The sequence below is a fragment of the Fusobacterium sp. IOR10 genome, assembly GCF_010367435.1.
Classification (GTDB): Bacteria; Fusobacteriota; Fusobacteriia; order Fusobacteriales; family Fusobacteriaceae; genus Fusobacterium_B.
Genome location: NZ_WJWY01000041.1, coordinates 1 through 13,038 on the forward strand (window position 1 = coordinate 1; position 13,038 = coordinate 13,038).

General features: G+C 26.9%; 10 protein-coding genes and 4 tRNA genes. 11 read left to right on the forward strand and 3 right to left on the reverse strand.

Annotated elements, in window-relative coordinates:
- Nucleotides 1-180 precede the first annotated feature (180 nt).
- Entirely contained in the window at nt 181-2,247 is a 2,067-nt protein-coding gene (fusA, locus tag GIL12_RS09140) for an elongation factor G (protein ID WP_163470177.1), read from the reverse strand.
- A gap of 149 nt (nt 2,248-2,396) precedes the next feature.
- Entirely contained in the window at nt 2,397-2,672 is a 276-nt protein-coding gene (locus tag GIL12_RS09145; protein WP_163470178.1) for an HU family DNA-binding protein, read from the reverse strand.
- Nucleotides 2,673-2,823: 151 nt separating this feature from the next.
- Between GIL12_RS09145 and GIL12_RS09150 the strand changes: the two genes are divergently transcribed.
- The 11 genes from GIL12_RS09150 (at nt 2,824) to lysA (ending at nt 12,877) form a co-directional block, all read left to right on the forward strand.
- On the forward strand, nt 2,824-3,987 hold the full coding sequence (locus tag GIL12_RS09150; protein ID WP_163470179.1) for an aminotransferase class V-fold PLP-dependent enzyme: 1,164 nt from the start codon (nt 2,824-2,826) through the stop codon (nt 3,985-3,987).
- Nucleotides 3,988-4,098: 111 nt separating this feature from the next.
- Nucleotides 4,099-4,175 (forward strand) — tRNA-Ala (locus GIL12_RS09155).
- 6 nt (nt 4,176-4,181) lie between these two features.
- Nucleotides 4,182-4,258: transfer RNA gene (locus GIL12_RS09160), tRNA-Met, on the forward strand.
- Between the two features lie 23 nt (nt 4,259-4,281).
- Nucleotides 4,282-4,358: transfer RNA gene (locus tag GIL12_RS09165), tRNA-Ala, on the forward strand.
- Nucleotides 4,359-4,364: 6 nt separating this feature from the next.
- Nucleotides 4,365-4,441 (forward strand) — tRNA-Met (locus tag GIL12_RS09170).
- Between the two features lie 108 nt (nt 4,442-4,549).
- Nucleotides 4,550-5,932, forward strand: coding sequence for a PLP-dependent aminotransferase family protein (locus GIL12_RS09175; protein WP_163470180.1), 1,383 nt, complete (start codon nt 4,550-4,552; stop codon nt 5,930-5,932).
- Between the two features lie 17 nt (nt 5,933-5,949).
- Nucleotides 5,950-7,014, forward strand: coding sequence for an alanine racemase (locus GIL12_RS09180; RefSeq protein ID WP_163470181.1), 1,065 nt, complete (start codon nt 5,950-5,952; stop codon nt 7,012-7,014).
- A 294-nt stretch (nt 7,015-7,308) separates the two neighbouring features.
- Nucleotides 7,309-8,319: an aspartate--ammonia ligase gene (gene asnA, locus GIL12_RS09185; protein WP_163470182.1), complete on the forward strand. Its 1,011-nt coding sequence runs from the start codon at nt 7,309-7,311 to the stop codon at nt 8,317-8,319.
- A gap of 159 nt (nt 8,320-8,478) precedes the next feature.
- Complete coding sequence (locus tag GIL12_RS09190; protein WP_163470183.1) at nt 8,479-9,813, forward strand: Na+/H+ antiporter NhaC family protein; 1,335 nt, start codon at nt 8,479-8,481, stop codon at nt 9,811-9,813.
- A gap of 372 nt (nt 9,814-10,185) precedes the next feature.
- A complete protein-coding gene (locus GIL12_RS09195; RefSeq protein WP_163470184.1) occupies nt 10,186-11,502 on the forward strand; it encodes a sodium:solute symporter in 1,317 nt (438 codons plus the stop codon).
- A 67-nt stretch (nt 11,503-11,569) separates the two neighbouring features.
- Nucleotides 11,570-12,877 carry a diaminopimelate decarboxylase gene (lysA, locus tag GIL12_RS09200; RefSeq protein WP_163470185.1) on the forward strand — a complete coding sequence of 436 codons (1,308 nt, stop codon included), beginning with the start codon at nt 11,570-11,572 and terminating at the stop codon, nt 12,875-12,877.
- A gap of 76 nt (nt 12,878-12,953) precedes the next feature.
- Here lysA and GIL12_RS09205 read toward each other — a convergent pair whose 3' ends face one another.
- Nucleotides 12,954-13,037: an IS3 family transposase gene (locus tag GIL12_RS09205; RefSeq protein WP_370456718.1), complete on the reverse strand. Its 84-nt coding sequence runs from the start codon at nt 13,035-13,037 to the stop codon at nt 12,954-12,956.
- Nucleotide 13,038 lies beyond the last annotated feature (1 nt).

Below are 13,038 nucleotides of genomic sequence, written 5' to 3' on the forward strand. Positions count from 1 at the left end.
CACATCCTTTCTTTTGGTGTCGCAACTTAATTGTAACGGATTTTTTTATTTGTCTCAATTTTTTTTTGCAAAAAATAAAGGCATTAGTATTTTTACAAATACCAACACCAAATATTATAGACCCATTATATATTAAATTGGATAAAAAAAGCTGATTATTAAAATCAGCTTTTTGTTTTTCTAAGATTGTTGTGCCTCTTCTATTACTTTTTCAGCTACATTTTCTGGCATTTTTTCATACTTTAGAAAATCAAATTCAAAACTACCCTTTCCTCTAGACATTGATTTAAGATCTATTGCATATCCTAAAACCTCCCTATGAGGTACTTCAACAGATATTTTTTGTTCTCCATATGTAAGGGGAACTATACCTAATATTTTTCCTCTTCTTTTATTCATATCTCCCATTATATCCCCTGTATACTCCTCTGGTATGACTATTTTCATCTTTACAATAGGTTCTAACAATACAGGTGATGCGCTTTCCATAGCCTTTCTAAAGGCTACTATAGAAGCTTGTTTAAAGGAAAGTTCATTTGAATCCACAGAATGATAAGAACCATCATATATTGTTGCCTTATAATTTATTACTGGATATCCAGCTAAAGGTCCTCTTTTAGATGCTTCGTGTAATCCTTTTTCAACTGCAGGTAGATATTGTTTAGGAACTACTCCTCCTTTTATTTTATCTACAAATTCGTATTCTCCAGTATCAAGAGGCTCAAATTTTATATATACCTCACCATATTGTCCAGCTCCACCAGATTGCTTTTTATGTTTTCCTTGAACAGATGTTTCTTTTCTAATTGTTTCTCTATAGGCTATTTTAGGAACAGTTAATTCAGCTTGAACTTGAAATTTATTATATAGCTTACTTAAAACAACTTCCAAATGTTTTTTTCCCTGTCCACCTAATAAAAGTTCCTTTGTTTCTACATTTCTTATAACTCCCAAAGTAGGATCTTCTTCTATTAACTTTTGTAAACTTATACTTAGTTTTTCATCGTCTGATTTCTTAACAGGTATTACATTCATATATAAACAAGGCTTTGGAAATTTTATGTTCTCATAAATTATGGGATTATTTTTATCACATAGGGTATCCCCAGTTTTTACATCTTGAAGTTTTGTTGTTGCTGCTATGTCCCCTGCAACAACTTTATCAGTATCCCTTTGTTTTATTCCTCTTACAAAATAAAGATTATTTAATTTTTCTTTCTTATTTTGAGTAGAATTCAATACTTCCATATCCTTTGTTGCAGTTCCTGTATTAACTTTAAATAATGAGATTTTTCCAATAAAAGGATCCACTATAGTTTTAAATACAAAGGCTGAAAAAGGTTCATCTTGCTTTGCACTCCTAATTATTTCCTCTTTAGTCTCTGGATTTATTCCATGGATTAATCCGTCCTTTGCTTCTGCTGGTGTAGGCATATAATCAAATATCATTTGAAATAAAGTGTGTATCCCTGTCATATTAGTAGCTGATCCAACTAGAACTGGTACTAAATCCCCATCTATTACACCTTTTCTTAGGCCCTCATGAATTTCTTCAACAGTAAATTCCTCATTATTAAAATATTTCTCCATAGCTTCTTCACTGGTCTCAGCTACTGCTTCTAAAAGTAAATTTTTTATACTATGAAAATCTTCGTGGTCAACTAAAGGCTGATCTTCACAATGATTTCCTACATTTATTCTACATTTATCTTCAATTACATTTATAAACCCTTTGAAATCTTCACCTTCTCCCAATGGAATAGAAAATGGTGCTATTTTTTTCCCAAACTTACTTTTTAAATCTATTAATATTTTTTTATAATTTATTGCTCCCTTATCCATTTTATTAATAAATATTATTCTTGGAATTTTTCTTTCTTCTAGCAATCTCCAAGCTTTTTCAGTTCCTACTTCTATGCCCTCACTGGCATCTAATACAATTACAGCTCCAGCTGCAACTGTCAAAGCAGATAAAACCTCCCCTGAAAAATCAAAGTATCCAGGAGTGTCTAAAATATTATAAATATGTCCATCATAATCTAGAGATACTACTGATGTATTTATTGAAAATTTTCTAGATTTTTCTTCATCATCATAATCTGAAACTGTGTTTCCTTTATCAATATTTCCTAAATTACTTATTACATTAGCTCTTAATAATAACGATTCAACTAAAGATGTCTTCCCAGAGCCTCTATGCCCTAAAAAACTTACATTTCTTATTTTATCTGTAGTATAATTCTTCATAAAAATAACCCCCTGTAAAAACTTATTTATAAATATCCACACTATTGTATATAGCCCATAATTTTAAAATAAGCAAGATTTTTTTATGTATAAATTTAAGAAAATAAAAAAGAGGACTATTCGTCCTCTTAAATAATTTGGAAATTAAACTAGTTTAATTTTCCTAATAAAGTTTTTCCTGCTTTAAATTTAACACTTTTTCTAGCTTCTATTTGAACTTCTTCTCCAGTTTTAGGGTTTCTTCCAATTCTAGGAGCTCTTTCAACAACCTCTAATTTTCCCCATCCTATAAAGTTAATATTTTCTCCAGATACTAATGTTTCTTCCATTATATTTAATACTGCTTCTAATTTTCTTTCAGCTTCAGCTTTTGAATTAAATGTTCCTCTTTCAAAAAGTACGTTTGCTAATTCTTTCTTTGTCATTTTTTATTCCTCCAAAATTATTTAATAAAATATCATACAGCCTTTTAGTTATATCATACTTATCAAAGAAATTCAATTATATTTTTGAAGAAGTTAAACTTTTGTGATAAAATCTTAAGATAATATAAATAAATTTTAAGGAGAAAATACTATGCTTAAAGAATATTATTTTGATAATTCTGCAACTTCTAATCCAAAACCAGATATAGTGATAGAAAAAGTTACAAATGTTTTAAAAAATTTAAACGGGAACCCTGGTAGAAGTGCCTATAATAAAGCTATTAAAATTAATCGAGAAATTTTTTCAGTTAGAGAAAAAATAGCCAAATTTTTTAATATTAAAAATCCACTTGAAATAGCATTTACAAAAAATGCAAGTGAAAGTCTTAATATAGCTATTAAAGGATGTAATTTTAAAAACTGCCATATTATTACATCTGTTTTAGAGCATAATTCAGTGCTTAGACCTCTACATTATTTAGAACAAGAAAAAAATGTAGCACTTTCATTTATAACTCCAGAAATTTCTGATGAAAAATTAGAAAAGTCTATTTTAGATAAAATTAATGAAAATACAAAAGCCATAGTTATCAATCATATTTCAAATGTTACTGGATATATTTTTAATATTGATATTATTGGAAATATATGTAAAAAGCATAATATTTTATTTATAGTAGACGCCTCACAAAGTGCTGGATTTTTAGATATTGATGTTATTAAAAGTAATATTGATATTCTCTGCTTTACAGGGCATAAATCTCTATTTGGAATACAAGGTATTGGAGGAATTTATGTTAATAAATCAATTACTATTCATCCTATTTTAGAGGGCGGAACAGGTAGCTTCTCTAAATTAGAAAGACAACCTTTGGTGATGCCTGAAGCTTTAGAATGTGGAACTTTAAATACTCCTGGAATAATTTCACTGGGAACTGGAATTGATTACATTAATAAAATAGGTTTAAATAACATTCAAGAACATGAAATTCAACTTACTAATTTGTTTATAGAAAATTTAAAAAATATTGATGACATAATAATTTATGGAGAACTTGATATTAAAAGAGGACCTGTAGTAAGTATAAATATCAAAAATATACCTAGTTCTGAACTTGCTTCCATACTTAGCGAAGAATATAATATTTGTACAAGAAGTGGATTTCATTGTGCTCCCCTTGCTCATAAATTTTTAAAAACTTATGAAATTGGAACTGTTAGATTTTCCTTTGGATATAAAAATACAATGGAAGAAATCAATTTTGCCACAAATAAAATAAAAAATATTGTAAATTTTATTAATAAAAGAAGTTAAATAAATATTTGATATATAAGCTTTGTTCTCTTAATCTAAATTTAGTTTTCAGATAATCAAAAATTTTTATTGACAATTTTTGCATTATTTGGTATTATATTTCTTGTTCGAGGGGATATAGCTCAGTTTGGGAGAGCAACGCACTTGCACTGCGTAGGTCAGCGGTTCGATCCCGCTTATCTCCACCAAGATGTGCCTAGATAGCTCAGTTGGCTAGAGCATACGGTTCATACCCGTACGGTCGATAGTTCGAATCTATTTCTAGGCACCATACTTACAATTTAATACACTTATGGGGATATAGCTCAGTTTGGGAGAGCAACGCACTTGCACTGCGTAGGTCAGCGGTTCGATCCCGCTTATCTCCACCAAAACGTGCCTAGATAGCTCAGTTGGCTAGAGCATACGGTTCATACCCGTACGGTCGATAGTTCGAATCTATTTCTAGGCACCATTTAGTAAATTTTAACCATTCTTTTATAAAGAATGGTTTTTTTATTGAATTAATTATTTTTCATTGTTATAATTAACTATAGCTGATTTCAATAAGGAGAAAATAATTATGTACAAATGTATTCAGTTAAAAAAAAATAAAATAATTTACTTACAAATTTATAATTTTTTGAAGGGAAAAATAGAAACTTCAGAATTAACTGGAAAACTTATGCCAATTAGAAAATTAGCTAAGTTGATCAATGTAAGTCCTTCAACTATTTCCAAAGCTTATTCTGAATTAGAAAAAAATGGCTTTGTTATAAAAAAAGAAGGCAGCGGAGTTTATATTAATAAAAATCAGTATCAAAATATTTTTCTTGAGGATCATATGGAATCTGAAAAATTTAATTACGGACATTTCAATCCTGAATTCAAAATAGATCTCTCCTCTGCTACTCCAAATGAAACTATACTTCCTATAGGAATTTTAAAAAAAGCTATTAATGTGATTCTTGATAGGGATCAAAAAAATGCATTTTTATATGAGGATCCAAAGGGATATTATTTTTTAAGAAAAACTATTTGCGAAAAATTAAAAACTGATGACAATATTTCTGTTAATATAGATAATCTCTATCTAGTTTCAGGTGCTCAACAAGGAATTGATTTATTCTCTAAATCTTTTTTATCTCCTGGAGATGTTGTTGTTGTTGAGTATCCCACATACAAAGGAGCTATTAATACTTTCAAAAAAATTGGTTGTAAAATTATTTCTATACCAATACTTGAAGATGGTTATTCCTTAGAAAAATTTCAAAATATATTATTAAAAAATAAAGTTAAACTTTTCTATACTATGACTAATTTCCAAAATCCAACTGGTTTTTCAATGAGTAAAGAAAAAAAATTAAAATTATTAGAATTATCAAATAATTTTGATTTTCATATACTTGAAGATGATAGTCTTTCTGATATTTATTTCACTAAGAAAAAACCTTCAACTTTAAAAAAAATGGATTCAAAAAATAGAGTTATATATATTAAAAGTTATTCTAAAATTTTTATGCCTGGTCTTAAATTAGCCTGTATTGCTCTTACTGATAACATTAAAATATTAAGAAAATTCACATATAAAATTATGCATTCTGGTTTAAACCAACGAGCTTTCCAATATTTGTTGGAAAATAATTATTGGGACATTCATATGGAAAAAGCTAGAATTTCTTTCAAATATAAACAAACTCTCATGTATAATTCCCTACTTAAAATAGAGAATATTAATTTTTATAAGCCTAAAGGTGGATTATCTTTTTGGATAAAACTTCCTGAAAATGTTTCATCAAAAGCTGTATATCTAAAACTTTTATCTAAAGGAATTGGAATATTACCAGGAATCCTTTTTTCTTCTACTCTTGATAATTATATAAGAATTAGTTTTGCACAATGCAAAAATGAAGATATTGATTTTTCAATTACTCAATTAAATTTAGCAATAATATCATTAAATTAAATTTCATAGGAGGCTTTATGGCTATAAATTCTGTACAACTTATAATTTCAAAAGAAAATCTTTTACACAATATTAATCATCTTAAAAAAAAATATAACCAAAAAATTCTTCCTGTAGTAAAAGCCAATGCTTACGGACATAGTATTAAATTAATAACTCAAATATTATTTGAAAACCATTATGATGAATTTGCTGTTGCACGTCTTAGTGAAGGGATTTCTATATTGAAAAACCCATCCTTTAAAGGTAAAATTTCAATACTTATATTTGAATCAATAGGAAAAAGTAATCTTGAGATAATTAAAGAAAATTCTGAATTAATAATGTCTGTAAATACTATTACAGAACTTTGTGAAGCTCTTGATTATGGAATATCCCCCCTTCAAATTTCAATTAAAATTGATTTTGGATTTGGTAGAAATGGAATATTACTATCTGAATTTCAACAATTAAAAAAAATCTTAGATAAGGAAGCTCTTACTTTCAGAGGAATATACTCTCATCTTTTTTCATGTGATTATGAGAAAGGTAAAAAAATTATAGCTGATTTTGAAAGAATTATTTTATCCCTTGGTAAGGATAAATTTAAAATGATTCATTTACAAAATAGTGCTGGAACCATTCATTTTGGGGATCTAAAATATACAACTCATTTGAGAATTGGAATGCTTATATATGGACTACAAGAGGAAGGATTCTTTGAAGAAAATTTAAGACAGGTATTTAAATTTAAGGGGAAAATTGCTGGAATAAAGAATGTTGAGAATTCTTCTTATCTTGCATATAATTCTAAAAAAAATCTAGATATTGAAAGCTATGAGTATATTGCAAAAATTAAAATAGGTTATGGAGATGGGTTCTTAAAAATAAATGAAGGTACAACTTGTTTAATTGGAAATAAAGAATATACTATTTCTTTAGTTACTATGGATAATACATTTATTGAAGTTGATTCTAAAATTAAAGTTGGAGATCCTATTTTTCTTTATCCTAATTTAACCTTAGCCAAACAAGAAACAACCCTTAATATATATGAGTTACTTACTGTTATTAACTCCAGAATTGAAAGAATAATTATATAAATTTAAAAAATATTATTTGACTTATTTGTTAAAATAATATATACTCTTACACATATTAAGAAAGTCGGAGGTGGCATATGAAGAAATATATTATTTCAGCAATTATAAATAACAATAATAATAATGGCAATATGTCGGGATTTGAACTTACTTAATGTTTTATAGCATTTAGAGGGCAAATCCATTTTATCTTATTAAAATTGAGATTTGAGCCCTGATTAATTTGTTAATTTTAACCATTTGGGGCAACACTCAAATGGTTTTTTTTATTTAAATTTTAAAGGAGTGATTATTATGAAAAAATGTATTATACCAAGTGGATATGAAAACAAACTAAGCTTATTTGAAACTGAAGTAAGTATTAAAAAAGTTAAAGATTTCTTCCAAAATTCTATAGCTTATGAATTAAACTTAACTAGAATTTCTGCGCCTCTTTTCCTTAGCGATACTTCTGGACTTAATGATAACCTAAATGGATATGAAAGACCTGTAGGTTTTGATATTAAAACTATTCCTGGAGAATTCTCTGTTGTTCATTCTTTAGCAAAATGGAAAAGAATGGCATTAAAAAAATATGAATTCCCTATGCATGCTGGGCTTTATGCTGATATGAATGCTATTAGAAGAGATGAAGACGAATTAGATCCTTTACATTCTATTTATGTTGACCAATGGGATTGGGAACTTATAATAAAAAAAGAAGAAAGAAACTTAGAATTTTTGAAAAAAATAGTTAAACGTATTTTTAGATCACTTCAAAAAACTGAAAAATATATTAACAGAGAATATCCTCTTCTTAGTGAAAAATTACCTGAAGATATATTTTTTATCACTTCTCAAGAATTAGAAGATGCTTATCCTGATTTAACACCTAAAGAAAGAGAAAATGCTATTGCTAAGAAATATAAAGCTGTTTTCATTTCTCAAATTGGTAAAATTTTAAAATCTGGAGAAAAACATGACGGTAGAGCACCTGACTATGACGATTGGGATTTAAATGGAGATTTAATTGTATGGTATGAACCATTACAATGTGCCTTAGAATTAACTTCTATGGGTATTAGAGTTAGTGAAGAATCTCTAGCAAAACAACTTACTATAGCTGGAGCTGAAGATAGAAGAGAATTACCTTTCCACAAAGCTCTTCTTAACAAAGAATTACCTTATACAATAGGTGGAGGAATTGGACAATCTAGAATTTGTTTATTCTTCTTAGAAAAAATTCATATTGGAGAAGTTCAAGCATCTGTTTGGCCAAAGGAAATGATTGACCATTATAAAAAAAGTGGAATTAAATTTCTATAATTTTCAATAAATTCATAAAAGCCAAGGAGTAGATGAATAATCTATTCCTTGGCTTTTATATTTAATTTTCATTTAAAATACTTTCAAATAAAAAGAATTTTACTTAATACCTTTAATAATATATAATCTTAATATAATTAAAATCTATTTGGAGGTAATATGAAAAAGATAACTTATTTTGGAATAATTTTATTAATTTTAACCTATATGTTAAAATTTAAATTTACACTTGGGATAGTGGTTCTATCTGTTTACTTAATCTTTGTTTTACTTGCTCTTACTAAAAGAACTTCAATAAATCAAATAATTAATATTTCTTTTGAATATAGCCACAAATCTAAAGTTGTACTATTGATCTTTATTTTTGTTGGAGCTCTTACATCTAGTTGGATTGCTTCTGGGACTATTCCAGGAATAGTTTATTATGGGATAAAATTTATTAATCCTAAAATTTTTATATTATTTTCATTTTTAATAAGTTGTTTTGTTTCTTTCTTTTTAGGAAGTTCTTTTGGAGCTGCAAGTACAATAGGAGTTGCTCTTATGGCCATTGCTAGAAGTGGAAATTTAAATCCAAATATTGTTGGAGCTACAATTCTTTCAGGAATATATTTTGGAGATCGATGGTCCCCTTTATCCTCTAGTTGTAATTTAATAGCCTCTTTAACCTCAGTTAACATATATGATAATTTAAAAAATATGATAAAATCAATGATTATACCATTTCTTATAACATGCCTTGCATATTTTTTATTATCTCAAAAATATGTTTTAGATACAGCTGAAAGTCAGCTATCAACTTTAATCTTTAACTCATACAATTTAAATTCATTAAGTATATTTATTCCAATTATTTCTATAATTGTCTTCTCTTTTCTTAAAATAAATGTAAAAATATCCATGGGAGTAAGTATTGTTATTGCTTCTATTGTTGCTTTTTTCATTCAAAAAGAATCCTTTCTAAAAATAATTAATTATATATTATTTGGATTCTATAAATTTGATAAAACACCACTGGAAAAAATAATAAAAGGTGGAGGTATTATTTCAATGGTCAATGCTGGCTTTTTGATTATAATTTCTTGTTCCCTTGTTGGAATGTTTGAACAATTAAAAATTATGCAATTTATTAAATCAAAAATAAAAACCATTAAAACTAGATCAAATTTATTTTCCCATTCTATTTTTATAAGTCTTATAACTTCAATGGTTGGAGCTAATCAAACTATAGCTGTTATTATGACAGAACAAATAATGGAAGAAGTTTATGACAATAAAAAAATACCTAGAATAGAATTTGCAAAAGATTTAGAAAACACTGCAATTGTTTTAGCTCCAGTTATACCATGGAATATTGCCTGTTATGTTCCTTGTACAATGCTTGGAATAGGAAGTATTAAATTTATTCCCTTTGCTTTTTATTTATGGTTATTACCACTTTGTAGTTTTATATTTTATAAATATTTTTCTAAAGAAAAAGATATTATTTTATAATAATAAAACAGAGGAGCATTTATAAATGCTCCTCTGTTTCATAAAAATTAAGTAGCTTTAATATTGTGGGCGAGACAATAACAGCTATTTAAGTAGGGAGTATGGGGTTGTTAAATTTTTTTCCTTACAAGATGATTATAGCATATTTTTATATAATTTCAACTTATTTTTTTGAATAAATAATACTATATCGGTGTTTTGTCCGTTAATTTGTACTGTTTTAATTCAAAATATACCAAGCGTAAGCGATTTGTTTTTTTTAAATATTAAAAAAAACAAATAAAATATTAAAAAAAATTTAAAATTAAATTTGATTTTTTTCTAAATAAAAAGTAAAATGTTGGTTGATTTTAATTTATAAAGGAGAAAAAAATGAAAGAGTTTATTTTAATGATTTATTTTGTTGTTGTTATTCTTATTGGAATTAATTCATTTAAAAAAATAAAAAATAACAAAGATTTTTTTATTGCTGGAAAAAAAGCTGGAGTACTTCAAGTTTCTGGAAGTTTGCTTGCTTCTGTACTAGGAAGCTCAGCTATAATAGGAAGTGTTAATTTCGCTTATTTAAAGGGATGGGCTGGCTCTTGGTTGCTTTTATGCGCAGCCTTTGGTATGACTCTGCTATATCCTCTAATAAATCATATTAAAGATTTTAAAGGATTTAATTTGCCAGAAATGTTAGGAGAATTTTATGGAAACAATGTAAAGCAACTTGCTTCTCTTCTTATTCCAGTGGCTTGGACAGGAATAGTTGCCTCACAAATTATGGGAGCTGCTAAAATTATTTCCATATTAACTACATTTAATTATACTAGTGGAGTTATTATCAGTGGTGTGGTTTTTATTGTTTATACTATACTTGGGGGACAACTTTCAATTATAAAAACTGATTTTGTTCAACTATTATTTATTATTTTAGGTATTGTTGCAACTTATATTTATATTGCTCCACAACCTATAAATATAAACCCATTGCCTCTTATTAATAATACATTTACACCTACAGATATATTAGTTATGGTATTGTCATACTCTACAACCTTTGTAGTTGGTCCTGATATTTATTCTAGACTTTTTTGTGCTAAGGATGAAAAAGTTATGAAAAAATCTATAATTATTGCTGTTGCTGTTTTATTACCCCTTGCTTATATTTTAACTAGAATAGGAATATATGGACAAGAGATTTTTAGTAATGTAAATATTGCTAACAATTCAATTTTACTATTAATAGCTAAAAATAAATTACCAAATATAATATCTATTACTCTTTATTTTTCTTTATTATCTGCTGTAATTTCTTCTGCTGATACAACTTTACTTACAGCAGCATCACTTTTTACACAGGTGTTCACTAAAGATTTACATAATAAAAAGTCTATCTTTTTCACAAGAATATTCATTGTCATTTTCGGATTATTTTCTTTATTAGTTGCTATTAAAATGAAGTATATACTTTCTACTCTTTTGTCAGCTTTGGCCATTTATTCTGGGGCATTTATAATACCAACTTTTATAGGATTATTTGGTTTTAGAGTGAAAGAAAAAGTTGTTATTATTGCTATTTTATCTGGAGGAATAATTGCATTAATTGGAAAAAAATATGGGGGAGATATTGGAAATTACATATCTATTTCAGCCTTCTTTATAAATGCTTTAATTCTTTATATTGGGAAAAAAATAACTGACTAATTTTATTCCTTTACTATTTCCTTTTTTTAATATATAATATTGTAACAATTTTTTATGGAGGTATTTTATGAGATATTTTGGTACTATGAACAATAACAATGGTATACTTGAAATAGGAGGAGTTTCTGTTAAAAAATTAGCTCAGAAATATAAAACCCCTCTATATATAATAGATCAACAACTAGTTGAAGACAATATTTTAAGTTATAAAAACAATTTTAAAAGTAATTCTTTTGAAACTGAAATTGTTTATGCATCTAAAGCTTTTTTATCAAAGGGAATTTGCCAACTACTAAATAAGTATGATTTAAGCATGGACGCAGTATCTGCTGGTGAACTTTATACTATTCATGCTAGTAATTTTCCAATGAACAAAGTTCATATGCATGGAAACAATAAATCTATTGAAGAACTTAAAATGTGCGTAGATTATAATATTGGAAGTGTTATACTAGATAACGTTGACGAAATTAACAATCTTAGCAATATTTGTGAAGAAGAAAATAAAACTATGGATGTTATGCTTAGATTAAACATTGGAATAGATGCACATACTCATGAATACATTAAAACATCTAAACATTCCTCTAAATTTGGAGAATCAATTTTTGATGACAAAATTTTTGATGTTATTAAAGAAATTTCTAATAATAAAAATTTAAACTTACTTGGTTTTCATTGTCATATTGGATCTCAGATTTTTGATACTAAAGCTTTCCTTGAAGGAATTGAAGTTATGATTAAATTTCTAAAAAAAGCATCTGAAACTTTAAACATTAAAATTCCTCAAATAAATTTAGGTGGAGGATTTGGAGTTTACTATACTAAAGAAGATACTGAAATAAATATTAAAAACTTTATGCAAGAAATGATTAAACATATTGAAGAAACTTCAATAAAAGAAAATGTTGTTTTAGAAAAGGTTACAATTGAGCCAGGAAGAAGTATTATAGGTAATGCTGGAAGCACTTTATACTCAGTTGGATATACAAAGGAAACATTTAGTGGACTTAAATATGTCTTTATAGATGGTGGAATGAGTGATAATATACGTCCTGCCCTTTATCAAGCTAAATATGAAGCAGTTGTTGCTAATAAGTTAAATGAACCTTTAACTGAAACAGCTACCATTGCTGGTAAATGTTGTGAATCTGGAGACTTAATTATTAAAAATTGTAATTTAGCTAAAACCAATTACAACGATTTAATTTTAGTTTCAACAACTGGAGCTTATGGTTATTCTATGTCTAATAATTATAATAAACTTGTAAGACCTGCTGTTGTATTTGTAAAAGATTCAAAATCACAACTATCTATAAAAAGAGAGACTTTTGAAACTTTAATTGAAAACGATATCCCTTTAGATACTATATAATTGCAAAATAAAGAAACTAAAAAAAAGAATATCCTAAATGTAGTGAACCCATTTTCTTGGACATGAAATTTAATATTTAATTTAAGGATTGATTCCTGTATTCTGCAGGAGTTAATCCTTTTAATTTTATTTTAATTCTCTGATTATTATAATAATCAATA